This is a genomic window from Alteromonas sp. H39, from assembly GCF_047556435.1.
Taxonomy (GTDB): domain Bacteria; phylum Pseudomonadota; class Gammaproteobacteria; order Enterobacterales; family Alteromonadaceae; genus Alteromonas.
Window position 1 is genome coordinate 3066491 of sequence record NZ_CP180210.1, and the last position, 22465, is coordinate 3088955.

A 22465-nucleotide genomic window follows, 5' to 3' on the forward strand; every position below is an offset into this window, starting at 1 on the left:
ATTTCCTTGCGTAAAGCATGTGCGTATAGATATGATAACTACGCAGTTACGCATGTTCAGCTATTATCTTTAAAATATCAAGATGAACTAAGCCTTTAGCTTTACCAACATAAAGAATGCATTCCGTGGATGATGCAGTTATTACATAAGGGAATTAGTCAGATGAATGCATTTCGATACGACATACAAGGCCTTCGAGCTGTTGCCGTTCTTCTCGTGGTGTTATTTCATGCAGATATCGCTGCATTCTCTGGTGGATATGTAGGAGTTGACGTCTTCTTCGTCATTTCTGGCTATCTGATTTCTGGATTACTCATCAAAGAAATAGACAGTAAGCATAGTATCAGCTTTACAAACTTCTATGCCCGAAGGATAAAGCGAATTCTTCCACTTTCGCTAGTAGTTACAGCCGCTACCGTCCTCTTTTTCTCATTCATACTATCACCCTTAGAAATCAAGGAAATTAGTAAAACAGCGTTATTTTCAACACTGTTTTCCAGCAACATTTGGTTTATCAATGAGGCGACAAGCTATTTTGGAAGCAGCAACCACGCTAATCCGCTTTTGCATACTTGGTCCCTGGGTGTAGAAGAACAGTTTTACCTAATATGGCCGCTGATAATTATGTTGTCCGTGAGGTATTTTCCAAGAGAATATTTGAAATGGACACTACTGGCTGTATCTATCTTTTCACTTGGTTTTTTCCTTTATCAATTTGGACAGAATTTGCCTCAGACCTTCTTCGGACCGCACACAAGAGCATGGCAGTTTGGATTAGGTGCATTGGTACACTTATTCACGTTTGGTCAAGTCAATAGAAAAGTAGCAGGGATTATCGGTTGCCTTGGGCTAATGATGATATTGGTCACCTCACTCTATATTGGTCCGGAATTCAACAACAATGCTATGTGGGCAATTCCACCCACTTTGGGCGCGTGCTTACTCATTTGGTCTGGAGAATACTCAAAAAGCAGCTTCATATATCGTATCTTAGCTTCTAAAGCGATGGTGTTCATCGGAACGATATCGTTTTCCTTATATCTTTGGCACTGGCCGACGTTCGTATACTTCAAGATAGATGATGGGATTATTTCAAACTCTGAGCTAGTTCTTGCACTGTGCGCAATGACCCTACTTTCTGTTTTATCCTTCTATTGTATTGAAGAAACCTTCAGAAGACGCCGCTTTCTCGATAGTAACAAAAGAGCTATTGCCTTTGGGTGCGCAATTATATTGACTGGTTCAGCGGTATCATTTTCTGGATATTTTTATTCAAAATACCTTCTAACTTCAAATGGTCAGAGAGCCATTTCACTTGTTAAAATTGCTAGTGCGGACTCTCCAGATTGTAAGGCCAGTATCCAGGAAATTGAGGTCACAGGCTGCATAAAAGGCGATCATAACGGAAAAAATACTATCGTGGTTTTTGGAGACTCGAAAGCAGAACAATGGGTTGCCGAACTATCTCACCTCTCGATTCAAAATCAGTGGAAATTATTGCCTATCCTGAAATCGGGTTGTTCTCCTGTATATATCGACACCTATTTAAGTTTTTTGGGTCGGGAGTACTTTGAGTGTAAAACGTGGCGCGACTTAGCGATAAAAAAAATACTAGAGGAACAGCCCGATATACTGCTGATAACACATTTTGGTGGATATTCAGTAGTAAAAGAAGGTGAAAAAGCTGATGCTACTTATGAAGACTGGCGAGCAGGCTTCGAAGCTCTTTTTGAGAGGCTAGAGTCGCTAAAATCAGAAATAATCTACTTAAGAGACAACCCCAAAATGCCAGGTGATGCTCTGCAGTGCTTATCCAGAGAATTACGCTTTAATCCCACTCTGGATGATAAAATGTGTAGCTTTAAGACCGAGGAAGTCGACTTCGCTACAAATGTTTATAATGCCGTAAAAGACGCAACTTCTTCGCAAAGCAATTTTCACCTTCTCGACTTTACTGGTCATTACTGCGAAAATGGTATATGCCCTTCTTTTAAAAACAATACAATAAGATATTCAGACAGCCACCACCTTAGTTACGAATTTACACGCCGGCTTTCATCAAATTTAGAGTCAGAACTAGTGAAGAGCTTAGAGTAGCTACATGTGTTCCACAACTCTAAAAATATGAAGTTAGGGCAATAAAACCATTTTAAAACCTGAAAAATCTTCGATTTAGGTTCCACTTACACAATTGGTTTGTATTAACAATGTCAAGAGTCATAAAGTCAGCTAAATGGACCACTAGTGCAACGCTCTGTAATGTTGTACTTACCATGCTGCAGTTATCCATTCTCACTCGTTTTTTTGAAACCAGTACCTTCGGTGAATATGCAGTCTTAAACTTATCAATCGAAGTATTTTCCGCCATTTCGCTAGGTGGTATCTCAACCTACCTGATCCATAGAAAAAACATCAGCGATAAAGGCCGAAGCACGGTTTTTTTCATAGCTTTGGCAACAGGTGTTCTGACTTTTCTTATCGCGAAAATGGCATCTCCTTTTATATTGGCGTTATTCTCTTATGAGTACCTAACAGACTACCTAGAGGTATTATCGGTATTGCTGCTTATTCATGCGGTCTCAGCACAGTATGAATCCATTGCCGTGGTTAACTTTGAGCATACGGCTCTGGCAAAGATAGAAATAGCAGCAAGATGTATCGCATTTGGTGTTGCAATGCTCACCATTGAATTACAGCTACTATGCTTGGTAATTGCTTCTATCACGCACTCACTCAGCAAAATGCTATTGCTGATGTTCAGTTTCAGCACCAGCAGCAAATTAAAACCTGAATTTGATTTTATAGAGGCAAAGCGAGCATGGCGATATGGAATATATAACGTTGGTAGCCAGTTTCTGAATCTGCTGAGGCGACAAATAGATATCATCGTATTGGCAAGCACGCTTAATACTTCCGAGTTGGGCATATACCATGTACTGCGACAACTGGCTGCTCGGCCTGGGCAATCGTTACAACCCATTGTAAGGCGAATTACCATGCCGCTTATGAGCGAGGTTCAGCAAGGCGCTTCTCAACTCCAACAACTGTATTACGACACGTTTCTTGTCTTTTGTTTCGTGATGAGTTTCATATACACACCACTCATCATATTTTCGAATGAGATAACGCTACTCTTTTTTGGTGAGAAATATGCTCCATATCACCTCATTCTTGCATTGCTTTCTGTTTTCTGGCTGATCAGAATCGTTGGCCCTACGACTATGGGAACGTTAGTGCAGACAACAGGCCACACACACCTGACTTTTTACTGGAATCTTTGGACGTTACCAGTAAGCGCGATAGTCATGTATATATCTTCTCTATATGGAATATACTTACTTTGCGCTAGCCTAATCGCTTTTCAATTAGCACTTTTCTATCTTTCGAATCGGACCATTACCAATAAGATTATAGAAATCCAATTTAGCAAGCTTGCTTGGATATTTTTTATTACCACTTTTCCTTTCGTTCTGTCTTCTTTATTTATCAGAATACCCAGTTTCTATTTTGACATTTCATATATATCCACAATTATAATATTACTTATTGTAGGAACATCATCTGCCGTTTCGCTATTACTGACTTATAAAATAAATGACACCGTAAGAGAAGCAATCAACAGATTGAAAGGCGCATAAATGAATCTTAGATACAGTTTAAAAAAACTTGCGATAAAACATCTTGACATGTATCCCTATAGAAAATATATGACCAAGCACAACTGTATATTCATTCATATCCCAAAGGCAGCGGGAACAAGTATACTCAGCGCATTAGATGGTAGTGACAGGTTTGTACAGAGAGATCATTGCACTGCGCTCGACTTTATAAAAGCAGATAAAAAAACTTTTGAAGCTAGCTACAAGTTTTGCTTTGTAAGAGAGCCTGTAGACAGAATTCAGTCTGTATACCGATATCTTTCAAGTGGTGGAAATAAGACTACTAATATCGAACTTTCCAGCATCATTAATAATGAATATTCCAATTTCGATGAGTTTGTAGATGGCTTTATTAGTTACGACAACATCTTTTGCAACAAACTACTTTTTCCTCAATATCATTTTGTTTGCAACATTGAGGGAAAGTTATTGGTACAAAATATATTTAGGTATGAGAATATTAAAGCCGGATTTTTAGAGGTTTGCAATGAGCTTGGAATAGACAAAGATTTACCTTTAATAAACCCCTCAATTAAAGAAAAATCCTCGATAGAAATAGATACAAAAAACAAAATAAAAGAAATTTATTCGAGAGATTACGATTATTTTTATCCGGAGTTAAGATAAATGATTTCAAGAAGAACACCGCAGAATATTCTTGCCTATTTACTAAAAGAAAAAAATACCAAAGTTGTCTTCCTTGGTCATCAAAAGTCCGGAACCACAGCAATTTCCGCCTTATTTTCCGAATATGTTGGTTTGAGCTACTCCAGCGACCCAATTTTTAAATCCTCTCCTTCAACAAGTTTAACTTTAGATAGCTTCTTGAATAATGAAGATGAATTCAATGTTTTTCTAAATAATAATAAAAAACTATTTTATAAAAATTCAGTCAAAGATCCAGATTTCATCTTGAACTTCCCTTTAACTGAAAGGATATATCCTTACGCACACTTTGTGTTCATAAGTAGAGATCCACATCAGATAATTAGATCTATTTTTAATCGATTAAAGCTAGATGGCAATTCTAAAAAAGATACTGTTAGCAAAGATGAAATTTATATGCCCACAGAAAATTGGCTTTATATGCTAAATGGAAAGCATCCTAAGCAAGATGGCTTGAGTATAATAAGCAGGCTTGCTGAGAGAATAGAAGCCTCTACAAAATACTATTTAGAAAATAAAGATAAAATACATCATGTAAGTTATGAAGATTTCAAGAGAGAAAAATTAAAATCGATCGAAAATCTTGCATTGCGCTTAGGATTCGAAAAAAAGAAAGATATCACTTCCCACTTAGAGAAAAATTTTCAACCACCCGGCAACAATAATATTGAAATAAAAGACTTTTTTGGACAAGAAAACTATGACGACATCGCAAAAATTTGTAAAAACTCTTTACGTATATGCAAATTAGAATGAGGTTATTTTTTCACTAGTGAGTCGTAAGACGTTACGATTTCGTTAATATTTTTTTCACTCGAAAGTCTATTAAGTATAAGTGATGATTCTAACTTCATCTCACCACTGCTCTCAGTCCCTATTTTCTTTGAAAACTTAATTATTTTTGACGCAAGATCGAGAGCGTCACAGTCAGCAGCTTCGTAATAGGCAAAATCCTTTCCACCAAAAATTTCCTTGATACCGCCAAAATCAAAATAGATAACAGGCTTTAACATAGCTATCGCCTCTAAAATGGCGACGCCAAATGTCTCGGTTTGTCCTTTATCATTAGAGGTCGCAGTATGAACATACATATGAGAGCGACCTACTATCTCTGCCACCTTTTCATGGGGCACTGCTCCCCAAAACACGCAAAAATCCTCTACAGCTAACTCTTGAGCAAGCGCTTTACAGTTATCAAGTTCCGTTCCTGTACCCACAAAATCAATCAGGAAATTCGTAAAGCCGGACTGCTTCAATTGCTCAGCAGCGCGAATTAGATAATGCTGTGATTTCCAGTCAACGAATCGTCCAACATTGCTGATGCGTAATAGATCACCATCATTAAACGGCACAAAGGCATCCTTGAAGTATGAACCGTCAAAGCTGTTGGGTATCACAATGATCTTGTCGTCACTAATATCCACACTCGTGCGAAACTTATCCTTCAAAAACTTACTGGGAGTAGTAAAAAGCACGTCACTTCTTTGCGATAGCGTGCTAATTACCTTTCTGTAGTCAGGATACAGTTCATCCATCAGGAACACATCATATCCGTGCAATGAAATAAGCATTGGCACTGTGTTTGTCGTGTACTTTTGTAAAAAGTATTCAAAATACGCAGAGGTACCAAAGTGGCAATGAACCAAATCAGGTTGAAACTGACTAACGATTGTCCTGGCTTTAGCAAAATCGGTATTGTGACAATACCCTCGTAATTTATAATATTCCTGACGAATTTTTTCGTTTAAGCCATTATTTGCAAAAGAAATGTCATGTATAGTGTGCGGAGTTGAAGAGAACAGTTTATGTGTCAGTAAGCAAATGTTGTCTACTTTCTTCGCTACCCCATCAACAACATTCTCAACGAAGGTTTGCGAGGGCGGACAAAACTGTACTGTATGGTGAATTACGTTCACGTTAACTCCGGGTAAAAATTAGTGGCAGGCAAAGCGGCTAACTACAAATTATAATCACTTTATTTCGCTGAGAATTATGAAAGAAATTGGCAGTAACCCTTATAGCGTGACCGTTGTTATTCCATCTTACAACGATAATATCAGGCTAGAACAATGCGTTGAAGCGCTACAGCAACAAAGTATTGGTAAAGAAGCTTTTCAGATCATAGCGGTAGATAATGGCTCTGACACTCCGCCTGAAAATCTGCAAAACCGTTTTGCTAACGTGGAAGTGTTAACCGAGTTAAAACCCGGCTCTTATAATGCTCGCAACAAAGCCCTTGAAGTGATTAATACAGACTACGTTGCTTTTACTGACAGCGATTGCGTTCCAGATAAGAACTGGTTGAAAAACAGTATTAATTATCTTGAAGTTAATAATGTTGACGCAGTAGGCGGTTTAATTAAGCTATTTCCAAAAGACGAAAATAACATCCAGCCAGTTGAAATATTAGACATGCTTTATAGCTTTGAATTTGAGAGTTATAGAGCACAGAGATATTGCCCAACTGCCAACCTAATTGTGCGCCGAAGTGCATTTGAGAAAGCAGGTATTTTTGATGGCTCAATGATGTCCGGTGGTGACCGGGAGTGGTGTAACAGGCTTCAAAATAATTGTGGTGTGCTTGAGTTTTGTGAAGAAGTTATAGTAAACCATCCTGCCAGAAGTACCTCAAGCGAGTATTTCACGAGAAGAAGGCGCTTAGCTCACGGAGCCTGGGGAAAAAGACACAAGAGTATAAATCATGATTTACCACTTGGTTTTAAAGGGTTCATTTCAGGACTGCTACCACCTATCAAGCGTTTTCAGGAGATTTTCCGGCTAGAGTGTCAAACGAAAACTATTCACAAAATAGAAGCTTGCCTGATCCTATATATAGGCAAAATATACTCTCAGTTTGAGATTCTTAAATGCAGATTCGGGCTAGTTAAGGCTGCTGAAAGACGGTGATTACACCACTAAGCAGGCCAATTTCTTCTTTTAACATTCTTGCTTTATTAAACACATGAGTTACTTTGGGTTGTGGAGCCAGAAGAAAAAAACACATCCATTATTATTGCTTGGCTGGATATAATCTAAAGCCTTTCCACTTTACCCGCCAGCCCTGTCATCAGCCTAACCCGATAGCCCAGCGTATATAGTTTCATCGTATAAAAGAAACAAGCCAGTTGTATCTGTTTACCTGTTGATAAGCTCAAACGCGCAGACATACTGCGCATCTTTCTGATGTAATTCACCGGTGGCATCAACGCTTCAAGTAGCCCTGCTGGCGTAAATAACTTATCTTTTTTCACGTATTTATGGTTATGGTAAAAGCCGCCATATAAGCGTCTCAATTTGGTTTTAATACTCTTTACCGAGTCTCTTGCCGGATGATTCACCACTGCCGAGTCGCAATACACCAAATCATATCCACTTTTCACCATGCGCTGGCACCAGTCTTTATCACCACTGGATTTCAGGGCAGCGTTAAACTGCCCTACCGCATTCAGTACGTCTTTTCTGGTCACCAGATTGGCGGTAACAGAAAAGTGCTCTTTTTGAATATAGCCTTTCTGGTCGAACCCGGTAACGATGTCGTAAAGCTCCGGCAACGATGCTGAACTGTTCGCCGCGAATACGTCCACCCGGCCTCCCACAGCACCAATGGTGGTAGACCGCATTAACACTGCAACCGCCTGGCTTAACCAGTCTGAGTCGGGAATGCAGTCTGAATCGGTGAATGCCACAACATCAGCAAGGCTATCATACGCAAGCGCTTTATTTCTGGCTGCATAAGAGCCAGCGTCCTTTTCAAACAGATAAGTGGCATTTGGTATCTTTGCCACAACCTCTTCGCAGGAAACAGCAGAATTATTATCAACAACCAGAATGTCGATTTTTTCTGAGGGGTATGTCTGCTTAGTCAGGGCATTAAGACACAACTGAAGTCGCGCCGTGTCGTTATACACGGGGATAATAACGGTTATCGATGGCAGCATGTTTTCATTATCAGGCATAATTTCTCGCTATTGGCCACAACAGTGTTAATAGCAAGGGGAAAGAAAATAACACGCGCTTTGAAAACGGAAGACACGAACTCACTGACGCAAGTTCAGCGCGGAAATAGTGTTTGTAGGTATCCCCATCCTCAAACAACAGTGCTTCTTTCCAGCGGGTAAATAAATATCTGGCTCTGCCGCTTTCACTAAGCTCCTGTTTGTACCGCAAATAGAACTGCCAGTACGACTCAAAACTGTGATTTCTCACCTCGTTGCCATGCCAGAAAATGGTATAAGTGGGCGTGTCCAGATACGTCCAGCCAACGTAGCGCTGTACCGCGATAAAAAACTCATAATCCTGATGGCGTTTGAGTTTTTCATCCCATTTACATCGCTCCCAAACCGGCTTCGCTACCAGATAAGAAGATGTTTGCGCTAATGCCTTATTACTTCCAATCAAAAACTCAACCGGAGATTCATCGCTGGCTATCGCCCTGCTGGCATCGGTTTTCACTTTTTCGTTATTCTGAATTTTTGCGCCGCTGTATATCGCGCACTCCTCAGGCAACTGCTTAAGCAACTCAACCCGGCGTGCGATATGGTCTTCGTCCCATATATCGTCACTGTCACAATACGCGATGTAGTCGCCGGTCGCTTCCTGACTGCCAATGTTCCTGGCAACATTACCATTAGCACACTGTTCCGGCGCAAGGTAATGAACCCGAGAATCGTTCAGAGCTTCTACTTTGGCGCGTGTGGTGTCATCACTCTGACTGTTATTGTCTACAACAATTACCTCATGGCATGCAACGCGTTGCGTGAGTACCGCATGCAACACCCGCTCAATGGTACCTTCAGCATTGTGACACGGAATAACCACGCTTATTTTGGGAGGTTTGCGCTTATCGTTCATAACGCCATTTCACATATCTGAAGCCCAAAAAGCTTTTTACTCTGGCCATCCCGGAACCACTGAAAAGAACGGCCAGGCTACCCCAGAATGCTAAGCGCACCATCTTTCTGCCTTCTTCCGCTTCTCTGGCTTTTGTTACCAGATAAGAAGATTTCGCATTGGTTGCTGTCTCTTTTTTGAGATTTAACGCCACCTCAGGTGAGTAGTTATCCTCTCCTGTCTGTACACGTTGGCGATGTAATGTTTGAATATAGCCTTTTACCTGATACTGAAACGCGGATAACGCGCTGGTCATGCTGTTGTCATGTAACCGGTACTTAAGCAATACCGCCTCCAGGTTGGCAATACGGAATCCCGCATCCAGCACCCGGTACAGGAAGTCATAGTCTTCACTTGAGGGGAAGTAGCGATAGCCGTTAATCGACTCGTACACATGTCTGCGCATCAACCAGGTTGGATGACAGGCAACAGAGCGGTATTTAATGGCTTTTTCAATTGCTTCGGGCGAGGTGAGAAAGGTTTTTATACCTACATGCTCCCCGCGTGCATCAATATTCTCAATGGCGGTACCGATAAGGTCGATTTCGGGATTTTGCGTTAAGTAGTCTGCCTGACGTAAAAACCGGTCTTTATCCGCAATATCATCCGCATCCATACGCGCAAATAGCGCCCCTTTTGCTTCGCTAAAGCCGCGATTCAAGGATCTTGGCAATCCCATATTCTTTTCATTCACCAGCACGCGAAGTCTGTTGTCAGACTCTGCCATCTCAGTGACCCGGGTAATGGCATCCTGATGATTAGGGTTATCCACCACCACAAGTAATTCCAGCTCTTTAAATGTCTGGTTAAGGATGGAGTGAATCGCCTCAGTAAGCCATGCTACCGGTTCATTGTAACAGGCCATAACGACAGAGATTTCTGGCTTCATTTCACGCTTCCTACCTGAGGAATATAATCCTTAAGCAAGTAATCATAATGTCGATGAATAACATTTTCCCATAAGAACGAATTACCCAGCTCCCGCGCGCGCTCAGCCATTCGCTTACGCTCTTCTTCACTCATATTATTCACGGTCTGCATCACTTGTAGCAACGCGTCGGAACTTTTGGCTTCAACCAAAAATGCCGTATCGTTGCCATCCAGAATATCCGGCGCGCCAGACTCATCCGTCGCACAGCACAACGCGCCTGCCGCCATAGCCTCTAAAAGGCTTACAGGCAGACCTTCCGCATCGCCGTCGTCGGTAACAATTGAGGGCACAACAAAGAGGTCACAATGTTCGATATATTTGAACTTATCCGAGCCCTGAACAAAGCCATGAAAAGTAACGACGTTATTAAGCTCAAGCGTTTCACTCAGTTTCTTCAACTCGGCTTCAAGCGGTCCGTCACCCAGTATATCAAGATACACGGTAAGCCCCTGTTGGTGCGCGCCTTTCACTGCCTCAAGGAGGTACTTTACGCCTTTTTTTTCAGCAAGACGGCCCACAAACAGCAGGTGAAGTGTGTTTTCTTCTTTTTGTGCATGAACCAACACAACGGGCTTGGCAAAATCGACGCCCATGGGCAGCACAGCCGATTTTTCAGCGAATTCGGCTTTGTCTGCATCATCGTCGAAGAAGTCCATTGCCTGGCCACGTCCACGGCTACCGGCGAACGACACCGCTTTAAAACTAGGCAGAACTTTTTTAACTAATAACGGGCCGATAAGGGGGATCTTACGCATAATAATAATATCTGCGGCGTGAGAGGTCAGAACGTGGGGGATGCGGCGCAGCTTTGCAACAGCAGCACATACCAGCCCCTGCGGCATAAACCAATGGGAATAAATTAAGTCTATCTTTTCTTTTTTTGCCAGTTTATATGCTGCGAAAAAAAGACCGAGCAACAAAAAAGGAACCAGCAATACTCTGGCTTTGTTTTCTTTGATATTTGGCCATATCGCCGGGTAAACCAGTGTCTGAAACTTCGCGGGCCAGAAATACCGGTAACGGTGGATATGCACACCTTCCCAGTTCTCATAACTTTTCGTGTTGGTATCATGAGGCACCAGCACATGAATATTTAAGTCGCTGTAACAAGACTTAAAATATCTGGCTTGTTGCCAGATAAAATCCACCATAGGATCGTCAGCGTGCCTGGGGAACGTTGAGGCACAAAGCAAGATGTTCGCCACGTAAAACTACTCCTTGTCTGCACCTTGCTTCTTTTTGTAATCAAGGAGCTCCAGCTCCATCCGTCTAACCTTCTCCAGCGTCTGTTCGATTAGTTGCCTGTTAAAGTTTATCAGATCAGCGATAATCGCAATCAGGAAGGTAATCGCCCCCAGCAATGCAAGAACACCACCCAGAATCAGTGACTGAATGTGGCCATCGCCCTCCCCCATCATGTAGTAAATCAGAAAGCGCACGATAGGAATCAGGCCGATAAGCGTAATAATACCCCCCAGCATCACAAATACCTTAAGAGGCTGGTACATGGTATACATGCGAACGATCGTGGTTACCTGGCGTTCAATGAACTTGGGAATGCTGGTAAAAAGTCGCGACTCACGGGTTTTCGCGTTGGTTTCTACCGGTACATGGGTCACAGCCATGTGTTTTTTTCCGGACTGAATTAAGGCCTCAATGGTGTAGCTGAATGGGCTGATAATATTCAACTGCAAGGCCGCTTCACGACTGTATGCCCGAAAACCACTTACTGCGTCTGGTACTTCTACACCAGATACTTTCTTAACTACGTAACTGCCTACGCGCTGTAACAGCTTTTTAAGCGGGGAGAAATGCCCTATGCCTTGTGTATTTCTGTCCCCTACCACCACATCTGCAGTCCCTTCAACCACCGGCTTGATGAGTTTAGGGATATCCCAGCCTGCATACTGATTATCGCCATCGGTGTTAACGATGATATCGGCGCCCAGTTTCAGGCACTCATCAATGCCTTTTCTGAAGGTTCTTGCCAGGCCACGGTTGTTTTTGTTTCTGACAATATGGTCGACGCCTAACTCACGGGCAACTTCCACTGTTCTGTCTGAAGACCCGTCATCAATGATCATTACCTCAACAACATCAACGCCTTCGATTTCTCTGGGAATATCGCGAACGGTTTCAGGAAGGGTATTTTCTTCGTTGTAACACGGAATCTGCACAATTAGTTTCACGGCCATCCCTCTCCAATGCGGTTTAGTACAATTCTTTAGTAAGGCAGTTTGACAGATCTAAACCAGCAACGGCAAGCCTAATTTGTTGGAAAAACACAAGCTTCTTCCTCTTCTAAGATAATACCATTACAGGTAATATGATGGTTTTAAGATGGATTTTGAGTGAGTTTTGAAAAAACGTATTCTTTTTATTAGTCAGCGGGTCCCTTTTCCAGCCAATAAAGGGGAGAAAATACGTACTTTTCACCAAATTGAAACCTTAAGAAATAAAGGTTTTGAGGTAACGATTGCCTTTTTATCTGAGTCATCTGAAGATGATAACTACGGGAAAGCATTATCTGAGGCTCTCAACTGCAATGTCTACACACATCATTTTTCACTTCCCCGTCCATTACGGTTAGCCAGTGCCTTTTTTCGCGGTACCTCCCTGTCCGAGCAACAGTTTTCATCTGCACATTTAAAGAAATGGCTGCATCAGCACCTGGATGACTATCAATACGATGCCGTACTCATCACCGCATCCAGCCTGCTACCTTATTTAGAATGCATAAATAACAAGCTCAAAGGTACAGATAAGTTACCGACGTTACTGGTTGATTTTATGGATGTGGATTCAGACAAATGGAGACAGTATGCGCAGCACAGCAAAGGGCCTATGCGTTATTTATATCAACGCGAAGCGTCTTATGTTGCAAAGCTGGAGAAAGACTGTATTACTCTTTGTAACGAAGCCTACCTGATAGCAGAGGCTGAAGTGGATGTTTTCAACCGCACCGTGATGTCCAGTGAAAAGCTAAAAGTCATGGGCAACGGCCTCGACTCAGATACCTTTACCCCGGCATCTGAAGAAAAGGACTATTCACTTCCGATATTACTGTTTACCGGCGTTATGGATTACAAGCCTAACGTTGATGCCGTTCGCTGGTTTATACGCGATGTATGGCCTGTCGTGAAAGAGGCACTTCCCAATGCCGAATTTATTATCGGCGGAATGAACCCTGTTGATGAGATTAAGAACCTTAATGGTAAGAACGGAATTGAAGTGACAGGCTTTGTTGACGATATCATGCCTTATTTTCACAAGGCGACGATGTTTGTTGCCCCCTTTCAAATTGCACGGGGCGTACAAAACAAAGTGCTCCAGGCATTTTCCTGTGCCCTGCCTGTAGTAACGACACCCATGGGTGCAGAAGGGATCCACTGTACCAATAATGAGGACGTTATTATCGCAGATAGTGCGTCATCGTTTGCACAAGCGGTAATCGCTATGGCGCGTGATAAAGAGAAAAGCGCTGCCATAGGCGCAGCAGCCAGGGAACTTATTGTGCAGCACTATTCGTGGCAAAGCAGAGTGGCTCCACTGATTAACAAACTGAATGCCGGAGAGGTTGAATGAAGCAACATGTAAAAGCGCTCATTCATCTGTTGTTTATTGTTGCGGCCAGCCCACTTTTGCTGGCGTATGCCTTGTTGTCATTAATGGGTGGTACCGCAGGAACAATCAGCGCGTTTTCGCAGTTTTTAAGCCTGTTTCCTGGCAAAAGCGGTAGTTACCTGCGTACTGCGTTTTATCGCTATACATTAGCGCACTGCTCACAACATGCCTTTATCGGTTTTGGTACGCTATTCAGTCAAACAGATACCCATGTACAGGATGGCGTTTACATCGGCCCTCAATCTAATATTGGTGCCTGCTCGATAGGCAAAAACTGTCTGCTGGGCAGTGGCGTTCACATACTTAGCGGCAAAAGCCAGCACAACTTTTCTGACCTCTCCACACCAATCAAAGATCAGGGTGGCAGTTTCACCCCGGTGACCATTGGGGAAGACTGCTGGATTGGAAATAACGCGGTTATCATGGCCGATGTAGGCGCGCAAGCCGTCATCGCCGCTGGCGCTGTGGTGGTTAACCCCGTGCCTGCAAAAGCCATTGTGGGTGGCAATCCAGCGAAAGTGATAAAAATGAGGGAATAACCCGGGAGGGAATATGCGCGTAATTATTGTCACGCTTTTTTTTATCGCCACCGGCGTTTTCGCCAAAGGCACGGTAATCGTGAACTCCACACAAACGCTGAATCAGGCCATAGATCGCGCCAATACCAGTGCACAACCTCTCACTGTGCTTGTAGAGCCCGGACGCTACCAACTTAATCGCCGCCTTACCTTCACCCGAAGCGGCACCACGCTGGCGGGCATAACCGGCATTCCCGGCGATGTTATTCTTTACGGTAGTGGCATGAAAAAACGTGCACAAAATGAAATTTTACTGGATATCTCCGCCGACCATATCACGGTAACAGGCGTCACGCTTGAACAAAGCGCCAATCACTTAATTCAGGTTCGGGCAGAACAGGACGCCGACAATTTTACCCTGTCTAACTGCGTGTTACGCGACAGTTATGAGCAACTGCTAAAGGTTAGCGCCAAAAATGAACCGGGCCAGCCTTATTCCGACAACGGCCACATCGCTAACTGCGTTTTCACTTACACAGCAGGTATTGCTCCGCAGTTCTACGTTGGCGGTATAGATGCACACCGCGCCCGCAACTGGGTAGTAGAAAACAACCGTTTCTCCAATATCGCCAGCCCTGCAAACCATGTTGCTGAACACGCAATTCATTTCTGGTCGGGTTCAGAAAACACAACAGTAACTGGCAATATTATTGAAAATAGCGACAGAGGGATTGGCTTTGGTTTGGGTGACAAGCCAGGTCAGCATTCTGGCGGTATCATCCGGGGCAATGTTATCGTTCATACCAATACATCACATCAGTTCGCTGATACCGGGATCATTGTAGAAAGTAGCAACGGAACGGTTATTTCAGAGAATGTGGTGTTACTGCTATCAGGCTACCCGAACGCCATTGAGTATCGCTTTGCTGGCAGCAGTAATTTGCATATCAGTAAAAATATTACACTGGGCGATATTGCACAGCGTAACGGCGCATCGGCTAAACTCGAGAACAACCAGTTACTTACTTTGAAGGAAGGGACGTCTTTCTTTTCGAAATTTCTGTAACCAGAAAGCGCAGACGGTAACGAATTGCTTTAGGCGTACCCAGAAGCGCATACGGAATAATAAGTGCGCCATACAGCGCCATAAAGCTGAGGCCCAGTAATAACAGTTGTAACAGTGAAGACCAGGCTTCAACCGCAGGTGCTATCCACAGGTTGAGATAGGCACTCAGCGTAGACACCACAAAACAAATCACGAAAACACCAGCTACTGGCAATAACTTTTCATAGTGTTTATGAAACAAGATCCCCACCGCGAAGCCGGTTAGAACAAATCCCGTAAATACCCTAACCAGAATGAAAAGATGGATATCCAAAGGCTCTGAAAGTTGTATTACCCCGGTCAAACTAACAGCAATAAGCAGCAGCGCGGCCAGATCAAAGTAAAATAAAAAACGGACTTTTCCCTGCACCATCAGGGCTTTTTCGGTTACCAGCAAAAACACCCAGTAAAAAGACAGAAAAATCATATAGGCAAACATGCCTGACGCAGCCTGCCATTTATCGCCCAGTAACACGTGTACCAGCAGCCCGGCATTCAGAGCAACAAACAGACATAGCGGAACGGTAACCAGTAGCAACAGCACATAGCTGAGCACGGTGTTGTCCAGTAAATCCCCTTCCTGCTGCCCCGACATTCTGAATGTCGCCAGCAGTGGCTCTATTGCAGGCCCCAGCAAATACCTTCCCGGCGCCATCGCCAGGTCTCTGGCAACATGAAACTGGCCGGTTACATTCAACGGAAAATAACGCGCAACCAGCGCAGTATCCAGTTGTGAGCGCAAATACCCTGCCACCTGCTTGCCAATAAGCCAGCGCGAAAACTGCCACTGAGAACGTGCCTGGGTTAGTGTAAAGCGCGGCGCTCTTTTTCCCCAAAAATAGCTAATCGTTACGCCAAAGGCGGTAGAAACCAAATCAGCCAAAACAAATGCCCAGATACTTTGTGTCCACCAGGCAACGGTAACAACCACTACCACCGCACATAGCCGTTCAGCAAAAGTCTGCCATACCAACGGCGTGTAGCGTAAACGGCGTTTGCATTTGACGATTATTGGCGATTGCAGAGCACGCAAGGGAAGCACCAGTGCAATAACCTGCAAAGGCAGGGTTAACAGTTCCTGGCGAAAAAATGCGGAAAATAACGGCGCAGATACAATAAGTACGGCTGCAATAGTCACTTTCGTCAATAAGTTGAAGGTCCAGGCGGTCCCGATATCATCGGAAGAAAGCCGGCGTTTCTGAAGTAGATAGGTTTCTGACGCTACATCTGCCATTACATCCAGAAAATACAGCGAAATTGACAGCATCGCGGCAAGCGCAAAGATGTCCGGTGTAAGAATACGCGCAAGAATGAGTGTGCTAACCAGCCCAAGCAGCTTGCTGACTATTTGGGCTACACTGGATAGAGCGGAGCTTGAGAGGGTTTGCTTAGTTAGTGAGGCTCGCAAATAAACGCCTCGCTTTCTCAACGTGCTTTCGCCAGGTAAAGTTTGTATCGACAAACTTGGCAGGAGGCAGCGTAAAGCGCGCTATTTCCGTTAGAGATTCACATACCCCATTCGCCACACTTTCTGGCGTTGAGCAATCAATAATACATCCGGTCTCGTGCAGCTTCATCGTTTCTCGTGTACCACCAGAGTCGCCAGCGATGACAGGTTTACCACATGCCTGCGCCTCTACTAATACCATGCCAAACCCTTCGATATCGCTGCCTATTGTCCTGTTTGGAAGAATAAAGGTGTCGCATTGCTGATAAAGCTTAATTAGCATGTCATCGTCAGCGTCTGTAATGATGTCGACGTGCTGACCAAGCTCGTGAGAGGCAACTAGGTCGCGAAGCATCCTTTCACTGTCACCGCGCCCGACCACGACATAATGGATATTCGGATACTGCTTAAGAATGTCAGGCATAGCCTGAATCATCATGTCCTGGCCCTTACGTTGCTGGAGCCGTCCCACCGTTAGAAGAACATGCTTATTTTCCCAGCCCATCTGCCGCCGAAATTCGTTGTCTGGTGGCGCGACCGAAAAACGGCTCTCATCAACGCCAGGGTGCAAAACCACACATTTGCTATCTTCTGCGAACCCAAGTGAAGTCACCAGGTTTTTACTGTTTTCACTGTTACATACCAGCACGCTGGCCCGTTTACAAACCTGCTTTACCAGCATTGCCTGTTCGCGGCTTGTGGCGGCAGTTTCAACGTCTTCCCCGTGCACGTAGCAAAGATAAGGCGTACCGGTAAGCAAATTAAGCAACCAGGCCGTTACCCCTTCATGTATAACCCTGCCACAATGCACTATTTTGACATCGTGCGCTTTCACCTGCTTTTTCAGGGCCATTAACGAGCGCCAGTAGAACTTCAGGCCGGAAAGGCTTTTAAGCCCCCACTCGGGATTCCGCAAGGGGTATCTGATGACATTGAGATCATGGGTGCGATCAAACTCTTCAGCGCCGTCTTCGGTATGCGCCATAATGAGATAGTCTCCCCGGCTCAGGCGGGAGTACAATTCCCAGAACCAACGCCCGCTGCCGCCGTCAATAGGAGGAAAGTTTTCTGTCAGTACAAGGGCTTTGGTCATAATGAAGGTATTAACTGATTAATGTTCAACTGCTCGAATGTAGCGTCTTCCGGAATCGCAATCACGTTGATTTTGCCGGCATAATCCTGCCCGGAAATACGCAGATAGATCTGATAAAACTTCGCTTTTATTTTACTGGTGAAGAATTTATCTCCAAAATCATACCAGTAAATCACTCGAATTCGCTCGCCTGAAGGAGATGTAAGAATTTTAATCGTGATGGGATAGTCGAGCTCTCCCAACGTGATATTTTGGTATTCTTCTGCCACTAAAGACCAGGACTTCTCGTCGTAAAGCTTGTTGAGGTCTGACACCAGCTCATTTTCGTTTTCGTCAAACCATGCCTGATAAAACTGGAACCGGCAACTTCCATCAACATCTATAAATGTTTGCTTTTCGGCACTGGGCATATCGAACTGAGGCCGCCAGTATCTTTCCGGTTCGCATGTGTCCACAACCGAAGACACTGTGCGAAATACCCCTTTAAGCTCATCATCCCGCTCAGAAGCGCTCATGGCGATGTTAGCCCACACGGTAAATGCAACGGAAAGTGCCGCTACGCAGAGCACTGGAGTGCGATAGGGTGTGAATTGCAAAGCGGGAGTTTCTGTAGCCTCAGGGATTACCTGAGGCTTCTGAAGTTTATTAAGTATCTCTCCGACACCTAACAGACACAGCAATACAAACGCAAAGAAAAACCAGCCATAAATCAGGTGGTCCGCCCCTGCCGCGTATTCCATGTCAGTGTTATAGGCAATAAGAATAATGCCATAAACGCGCAACACATTCGCAACCACTGGCAGCACCAGAGAAATAACCACAAACATCGCGCGCATATTTCTGGTTGTAAAATTGAGATACGCATAAAGCGACCCAATCACAATACTGACTATAAAGAAGCTTACGCCTGAACAGGCTTCTGCTACCAGAAAGCGCCCACCTGGTATTTCGATGTACAGTCCATTGCGGTATAGCGGTACACCTGTCATTTTGAGCAACGCGACCGACCCATCAGCAGTTATCTCCTGCAAATAGGGAATGAGCTGCTCACCAACAGGAATACTGAAAAGCACGAAAAGCAGTGGAAATGCTATGCATAAGGCTGCCCTGGTACCAATAAGCAACCAAATAAGGCAAGGGAACAATGTGAACGCCGCGACATGCATAAACAGCTGTATGCCGCCAACCAGTCCCGTGATGTAAATCAACATCAGCGGAATAACGGCGAGCAACGCGATTTTGGACGGTTTTAATGGAATGGCGGATAGTTGAGGGAGACGCCTGGAGATTAAATATAGCGTCGCGGGAATCACGAAAAACCCGTGATTGAATATTTCATTTCCCCACCAAATTTCTGCTGCAGAGTAAATACCCTGCCAGCACAACGCAATCCAGCAAAGCAGTAATACTACGCCATATAAATATAACGCTCTGTGTTCATCCCTAAACATAATGTCTCAACTACGCCTCTGCTACTTCTCTGGCCTCTGAAAGCCCGTAAGCTTCAGACATAGTTCCCCAGCGATAATCTTTGAGCAGGCAAACCAGCTTGCCTTCCATCCGGCTAAGGTTAATGTAATGTCTGAACCTGGATTTTAATGGAGCATCCTTAATTACTGGCTGTTCGCTGTCGATCTCCCAGGGGTGAAAATAAAAGCTATATGGCGCATCTTCACTGCGCATAAACTTTTCAATTCGTCGTTTAGATAACCAGTAAGGATAAAGCCGGAAATAGCCGCCGCCACCAATGCCCACGTTTTTCTCACCGTGACGTATCGTTGGGATCGGAATTTCAACGATTCCTTCCGGACGGACATACTTAAACCTCGGCCAGTGCGGTACACCATACAAGTCGTGTTCGATAGGATAGGTGCTGGATGAGTAGGTAAAACCCAGTTCTTTAATCACTGAGTAAATCCACGTGTTACTGTCGTTTACCGAGAAACTCGGCGCTCGATAGCCCTTTACTGAAACGCCGGATATATCTTCCAGTATCTTTTTACTCTCACTGACATCGGCATAGAAGGTATCCTGAGACATCGTTGTAGCGCGCTGATGTTCAAGCCCGTGGCTCGCCAGTTCATGCCCCTCTGCAACAATGCGCTTAATAACATCAGGACACCGCTTTGCCACCCACCCTAACGTGAAAAAGGTAGAGGTTGTGCCGTGTTCTGCAAAAATATCCAGCAGTCTGTGAGTATTCTCGCCCACTCTCAGGGCGATGGAATCCCAGTCAGACTTCTTAATAACGTCTTCAAATGCCGAGACCTGAAAATAATCTTCGACATCGACTGTCATCGCATTCAATCTGTCTCGCATTCTTTATCGCCCTTTGCCGAACAAAACCACTTCAACTGTTCGGACAAGTATTAATATATCCAGAAGCAAACTTTGATGCTTCACGTAGTACAAATCAAACTTCAACTTTTCCATTGAGTCTTCAACGCTGGCACCGTAGGGGTAGTTAAGTTGCGCCCACCCAGCCAATCCCGGCTTCACATTGTGACGCTGATTGTAATAAGGAACTTCCCTCACCAGCTTTTCAACAAATTCCGGACGCTCAGGTCTGGGGCCAATAAAAGCCATTTCACCCTTGAACACATTGATAAGCTGAGGAAGTTCATCAATACGATACTTTCGAATAAAGTGACCTATGCGCGTAACCCGATCATCATTTTTGCTAGCCCATTTAGCACCGTCTTTTTCGGCATCTGGCCGCATACTGCGGAACTTAATGATTTTAAAAAGTTTACCATTCAGACCCACGCGCTCTTGCTTGTAGAACACTGACGTTTTGGTACGCATACCATCATCAAGAAAAATAATTAACGCGGTAATCAGCATAAATGGCCACACAAAAACAAACACGAACGCGGCGAGCAGAGCATTCAGCGTATAATCTAAAGCGTCTCTTAAATAGTTATTTGACTGGAACCCATTTGAATAAATAACCCAGCTTGGGTACATAAGATTGACGACAATTTGCCCTGTCTCACGCTCCATAAAATCCAGCAGGTCTGTCACTTCAATTCCGCGCAGGCGACATTCAAACAAGACATCGATAGGTAATGTTCCGCGTCTCTGGTCACAAGCGATGACGATTTCTTCGACATCATTTTCGGATATAAAATGCTGAAAATTTTCATCTACTTTTACGTGAATGGTTTTCTCTTTCTTTATTCCTTCTTCCCGGTTATCTCCGGGGATAGGAACAAAACCAAGCAAATCAAAACCAATTCTATCCACATCACGACGCATTCGCTTTTCTATAATTGATGCCCGTTCACCAGCACCAAGTACGACTATTCGCATTTTACCTAAACCAAGCAGACCAAGCCGGTTGGTAAAATAACGAAATACAACCAATGTAATAATGATCGAACAGACTGCTACTGGCAGAAAGTAAGAATGCATGACGAGATCGTCGAAGAATGTGCGACTGATTATTTCCACAAGGAAATAACTCAGACCGACGCTGACGAAAATGCGTCGGATGATACCTCTAAACGTTTCCCGTAATTTTGCTTCGTAAAGACCCACCGACAATGAACAAATGAGAATGCTTACGGTAAGTAATCCTACATTTACCACCAGCTTTTCGATTGTCACTGTGGGCGCAAGGCTTAACTGCACCAAAACGAACTGCGTTATGTACCCCATGTAAGCGATGAGCAACGCTTCTGTTACCACTAATATATTTGAGCGCTTATTTTGATTTCGCTTATTTACTGCCACAACTGGCCTCCCTATCTACGCAGCTACAGCATCTATGATAAAGATAATTTATGCAATAGACTAGAACCGATGTTGGCATTATAGTGATATTTAGCGTAGGGTACTGACCCTGTAAGAATCACAAAACTTAAAGAAGTGTAGGACGATCGCTTATGCGCCCGGATAAGTTAATTTTAATTACCGCACTGGCTACCATACTATTGGCAGGATGCTCATCAAATTCATCACTTCCGACAGCGACGACCAGGGCTTCACTCACCACCGACGTTAACAGTTACCACTACCTGATTGGGCCGGGAGATCGGCTTAATATTTTTGTGTGGCGCAACCCGGAAATTTCAGGCCAATTCGTAGTTCGCCCCGATGGAAAAGTCACCACTTCTCTGGTTGAAGATCTTGATGTAGCGGGTAAAACTCCAACAATACTGGCAAGGGAAATTGAAGAGGCGCTCTCGCTTTATATTAACAATCCGCGAGTAACAGTGAGTGTAACTGGCTTCCAGGGGCCATTGAGCGAACAGGTACGGGTGATTGGTGAAGCAACAAATCCTAAGGCGATTAATTACACAGAGCATATGACCCTGCTTGACCTGATGATTTCAGTAGGTGGCCTAACCGACTTTGCTAACGGTAATGACGCAAAACTAGTACGCGTTGTTAACGGTAAACAGGAAGTTTACGAGATTAATATAGATGACCTCATTCGTGAGGGAGATATAGAAGAAAACGTAGACATGTTACCCGGGGATATCGTGATTATTCCTGAAGCTTGGTTCTAAAATCAGAAGTAGTTATTG

At 44.0% G+C, this 22465-nt stretch carries 20 protein-coding genes; 9 read left to right on the plus strand and 11 right to left on the minus strand.

The annotated features are described in order from the left end of the window. Window positions 1-129: 129 nt before the first annotated feature. The 4 genes from ACLBLI_RS13515 to ACLBLI_RS13530 all read left to right on the plus strand — a co-directional run bounded on the left by ACLBLI_RS13515 (window position 130) and on the right by ACLBLI_RS13530 (window position 5081). Complete coding sequence (locus tag ACLBLI_RS13515; protein WP_414828116.1) at window positions 130-2097, plus strand: acyltransferase family protein; 1968 nt, start codon at window positions 130-132, stop codon at window positions 2095-2097. A 176-nt stretch (window positions 2098-2273) separates the two neighbouring features. Then, window positions 2274-3638 carry an oligosaccharide flippase family protein gene (locus ACLBLI_RS13520; protein WP_414828117.1) on the plus strand — a complete coding sequence of 455 codons (1365 nt, stop codon included), beginning with the start codon at window positions 2274-2276 and terminating at the stop codon, window positions 3636-3638. A 69-nt stretch (window positions 3639-3707) separates the two neighbouring features. Next, window positions 3708-4286: a sulfotransferase family 2 domain-containing protein gene (locus ACLBLI_RS13525; protein ID WP_414828118.1), complete on the plus strand. Its 579-nt coding sequence runs from the start codon at window positions 3708-3710 to the stop codon at window positions 4284-4286. Further along, window positions 4287-5081, plus strand: coding sequence for a sulfotransferase (locus tag ACLBLI_RS13530; RefSeq protein ID WP_414828119.1), 795 nt, complete (start codon window positions 4287-4289; stop codon window positions 5079-5081). A gap of 2 nt (window positions 5082-5083) precedes the next feature. Here the strand turns inward: ACLBLI_RS13530 and ACLBLI_RS13535 are convergent, their stop codons facing one another. After that, a complete protein-coding gene (locus ACLBLI_RS13535; protein ID WP_414828120.1) occupies window positions 5084-6241 on the minus strand; it encodes a glycosyltransferase family 4 protein in 1158 nt (385 codons plus the stop codon). Window positions 6242-6317: 76 nt separating this feature from the next. On the opposite strand from ACLBLI_RS13535, the gene ACLBLI_RS13540 reads away from it, so the two are divergent. Continuing rightward, a complete protein-coding gene (locus tag ACLBLI_RS13540; protein ID WP_414828121.1) occupies window positions 6318-7232 on the plus strand; it encodes a glycosyltransferase in 915 nt (304 codons plus the stop codon). A 125-nt stretch (window positions 7233-7357) separates the two neighbouring features. On the opposite strand, the gene ACLBLI_RS13545 is transcribed toward ACLBLI_RS13540, so the two are convergent. Genes ACLBLI_RS13545 through ACLBLI_RS13565 form a run of 5 tightly spaced genes read right to left on the minus strand, consistent with a single transcriptional unit; the run spans window position 7358 to window position 12341 of the window. Beyond that, a complete protein-coding gene (locus tag ACLBLI_RS13545) occupies window positions 7358-8281 on the minus strand; it encodes a glycosyltransferase (protein ID WP_414828122.1) in 924 nt (307 codons plus the stop codon). After that, window positions 8274-9176 (minus strand): glycosyltransferase family 2 protein, encoded by a 903-nt coding sequence (locus tag ACLBLI_RS13550; RefSeq protein WP_414828123.1) that lies wholly within the window; start codon window positions 9174-9176, stop codon window positions 8274-8276. The genes ACLBLI_RS13545 and ACLBLI_RS13550 overlap by 8 nt, the downstream gene beginning before the upstream one ends. Further along, window positions 9166-10104, minus strand: coding sequence for a glycosyltransferase (locus ACLBLI_RS13555; RefSeq protein ID WP_414828124.1), 939 nt, complete (start codon window positions 10102-10104; stop codon window positions 9166-9168). Before ACLBLI_RS13555 ends, ACLBLI_RS13550 begins: the two co-directional genes overlap by 11 nt. After that, window positions 10101-11351: a glycosyltransferase gene (locus tag ACLBLI_RS13560; protein ID WP_414828125.1), complete on the minus strand. Its 1251-nt coding sequence runs from the start codon at window positions 11349-11351 to the stop codon at window positions 10101-10103. The genes ACLBLI_RS13555 and ACLBLI_RS13560 overlap by 4 nt, the downstream gene beginning before the upstream one ends. 6 nt (window positions 11352-11357) lie before the next feature. Then, window positions 11358-12341, minus strand: coding sequence for a glycosyltransferase (locus tag ACLBLI_RS13565; RefSeq protein ID WP_414828126.1), 984 nt, complete (start codon window positions 12339-12341; stop codon window positions 11358-11360). 163 nt (window positions 12342-12504) lie between these two features. Here ACLBLI_RS13565 and ACLBLI_RS13570 point away from each other — a divergent pair, with 163 nt between their 5' ends. The 3 genes from ACLBLI_RS13570 to ACLBLI_RS13580 are packed head-to-tail and all read left to right on the plus strand — an operon-like array spanning window position 12505 to window position 15354. Continuing rightward, on the plus strand, window positions 12505-13731 hold the full coding sequence (locus tag ACLBLI_RS13570; protein ID WP_414828127.1) for a TIGR03087 family PEP-CTERM/XrtA system glycosyltransferase: 1227 nt from the start codon (window positions 12505-12507) through the stop codon (window positions 13729-13731). Beyond that, window positions 13728-14309 carry an acyltransferase gene (locus ACLBLI_RS13575; protein WP_414828128.1) on the plus strand — a complete coding sequence of 194 codons (582 nt, stop codon included), beginning with the start codon at window positions 13728-13730 and terminating at the stop codon, window positions 14307-14309. The genes ACLBLI_RS13570 and ACLBLI_RS13575 overlap by 4 nt, the downstream gene beginning before the upstream one ends. 13 nt (window positions 14310-14322) lie before the next feature. Next, window positions 14323-15354 (plus strand): right-handed parallel beta-helix repeat-containing protein, encoded by a 1032-nt coding sequence (locus ACLBLI_RS13580; RefSeq protein ID WP_414828129.1) that lies wholly within the window; start codon window positions 14323-14325, stop codon window positions 15352-15354. On the opposite strand, the gene ACLBLI_RS13585 is transcribed toward ACLBLI_RS13580, so the two are convergent. The 5 genes from ACLBLI_RS13585 to ACLBLI_RS13605 are packed head-to-tail and all read right to left on the minus strand — an operon-like array spanning window position 15311 to window position 21668. Then, a complete protein-coding gene (locus ACLBLI_RS13585) occupies window positions 15311-16801 on the minus strand; it encodes an oligosaccharide flippase family protein (protein ID WP_414828130.1) in 1491 nt (496 codons plus the stop codon). The genes ACLBLI_RS13580 and ACLBLI_RS13585 overlap by 44 nt on opposite strands. Beyond that, complete coding sequence (locus ACLBLI_RS13590; protein WP_414828131.1) at window positions 16782-17933, minus strand: glycosyltransferase family 4 protein; 1152 nt, start codon at window positions 17931-17933, stop codon at window positions 16782-16784. The genes ACLBLI_RS13585 and ACLBLI_RS13590 overlap by 20 nt, the downstream gene beginning before the upstream one ends. Next, window positions 17930-19384 (minus strand): exosortase A, encoded by a 1455-nt coding sequence (xrtA, locus tag ACLBLI_RS13595; protein WP_414828132.1) that lies wholly within the window; start codon window positions 19382-19384, stop codon window positions 17930-17932. The genes ACLBLI_RS13590 and xrtA overlap by 4 nt, the downstream gene beginning before the upstream one ends. A gap of 10 nt (window positions 19385-19394) precedes the next feature. Beyond that, window positions 19395-20252, minus strand: coding sequence for an XrtA system polysaccharide deacetylase (locus tag ACLBLI_RS13600; protein WP_414828133.1), 858 nt, complete (start codon window positions 20250-20252; stop codon window positions 19395-19397). 3 nt (window positions 20253-20255) lie between these two features. Continuing rightward, window positions 20256-21668, minus strand: coding sequence for a TIGR03013 family XrtA/PEP-CTERM system glycosyltransferase (locus ACLBLI_RS13605; RefSeq protein ID WP_414828134.1), 1413 nt, complete (start codon window positions 21666-21668; stop codon window positions 20256-20258). A gap of 152 nt (window positions 21669-21820) precedes the next feature. Here ACLBLI_RS13605 and ACLBLI_RS13610 point away from each other — a divergent pair, with 152 nt between their 5' ends. After that, entirely contained in the window at window positions 21821-22447 is a 627-nt protein-coding gene (locus ACLBLI_RS13610) for an XrtA/PEP-CTERM system exopolysaccharide export protein (RefSeq protein ID WP_414828135.1), read from the plus strand. The last annotated feature ends 18 nt before the right edge of the window (window positions 22448-22465 follow it).

Excerpts from the sequence above, each read along its gene's own strand:
- ACLBLI_RS13600 (WP_414828133.1), bottom strand. The coding sequence starts at position 20,252 with ATGCGAGACAGATTGAATGCGATGACAGTCGATGTCGAAGATTATTTT.
- ACLBLI_RS13530 (WP_414828119.1), top strand. The coding sequence starts at position 4,287 with ATGATTTCAAGAAGAACACCGCAGAATATTCTTGCCTATTTACTAAAA.
- ACLBLI_RS13590 (WP_414828131.1), bottom strand. The coding sequence starts at position 17,933 with ATGACCAAAGCCCTTGTACTGACAGAAAACTTTCCTCCTATTGACGGC.
- ACLBLI_RS13580 (WP_414828129.1), top strand. The coding sequence starts at position 14,323 with ATGCGCGTAATTATTGTCACGCTTTTTTTTATCGCCACCGGCGTTTTC.
- ACLBLI_RS13520 (WP_414828117.1), top strand. The coding sequence starts at position 2,274 with ATGCTGCAGTTATCCATTCTCACTCGTTTTTTTGAAACCAGTACCTTC.
- ACLBLI_RS13550 (WP_414828123.1), bottom strand. The coding sequence starts at position 9,176 with ATGAACGATAAGCGCAAACCTCCCAAAATAAGCGTGGTTATTCCGTGT.
- ACLBLI_RS13610 (WP_414828135.1), top strand. The coding sequence starts at position 21,821 with ATGCGCCCGGATAAGTTAATTTTAATTACCGCACTGGCTACCATACTA.
- ACLBLI_RS13545 (WP_414828122.1), bottom strand. The coding sequence starts at position 8,281 with ATGCCTGATAATGAAAACATGCTGCCATCGATAACCGTTATTATCCCC.
- ACLBLI_RS13565 (WP_414828126.1), bottom strand. The coding sequence starts at position 12,341 with ATGGCCGTGAAACTAATTGTGCAGATTCCGTGTTACAACGAAGAAAAT.
- ACLBLI_RS13575 (WP_414828128.1), top strand. The coding sequence starts at position 13,728 with ATGAAGCAACATGTAAAAGCGCTCATTCATCTGTTGTTTATTGTTGCG.
- xrtA (WP_414828132.1), bottom strand. The coding sequence starts at position 19,384 with ATGTTTAGGGATGAACACAGAGCGTTATATTTATATGGCGTAGTATTA.
- ACLBLI_RS13555 (WP_414828124.1), bottom strand. The coding sequence starts at position 10,104 with ATGAAGCCAGAAATCTCTGTCGTTATGGCCTGTTACAATGAACCGGTA.
- ACLBLI_RS13515 (WP_414828116.1), top strand. The coding sequence starts at position 130 with ATGATGCAGTTATTACATAAGGGAATTAGTCAGATGAATGCATTTCGA.
- ACLBLI_RS13525 (WP_414828118.1), top strand. The coding sequence starts at position 3,708 with ATGACCAAGCACAACTGTATATTCATTCATATCCCAAAGGCAGCGGGA.
- ACLBLI_RS13540 (WP_414828121.1), top strand. The coding sequence starts at position 6,318 with ATGAAAGAAATTGGCAGTAACCCTTATAGCGTGACCGTTGTTATTCCA.